General features: G+C 61.6%; 2 protein-coding genes. Both read left to right on the top strand.

All coding sequences use genetic code 11. From position 1 onward, the window contains the following. Nucleotides 1-54: hypothetical protein (locus SB765_RS29210; protein WP_410932430.1), on the top strand; the 54-nt coding region annotated here is incomplete at its 5' end. After that, nucleotides 54-279 (top strand): ABC transporter permease subunit (locus SB765_RS29205; protein WP_410932429.1); only part of this gene is annotated, 226 nt, incomplete at its 3' end. The genes SB765_RS29210 and SB765_RS29205, both read left to right, overlap by 1 nt.

Here is a 279-nt window from a genome sequence, read left to right as displayed (position 1 = left end):
GACGTGCAGGCCAACCCCGATGTAATCGCCGCGTACCTGGGGGCAGCACACTGATGAACTTCTTCCTCGAAACCCTGATCGGCGGCCTGCTCGCCGGCACCATGTATTCGCTGGTGGCGATCGGCTTCGTGCTGATCTACAAGGCCAGCGGCGTGTTCAACTTTGCCCAGGGCGCCATGCTGCTGTTTGCTGCATTGACCTTCGTCAGCCTGCACCAGCAAGGCCTGCCGTTTGCCGTGGCGCTGGCCATTACCGTGGTGGTGATGATCATCGGCGCAC

The sequence above is a fragment of the Pseudomonas sp. SIMBA_067 genome, from assembly GCF_046534675.1.
Classification (GTDB): domain Bacteria; phylum Pseudomonadota; class Gammaproteobacteria; order Pseudomonadales; family Pseudomonadaceae; genus Aquipseudomonas; species Aquipseudomonas putida.
The sequence above is the reverse complement of the archived record's forward strand: the minus strand, read 5'-3'. Positions and strand labels throughout refer to the sequence as shown.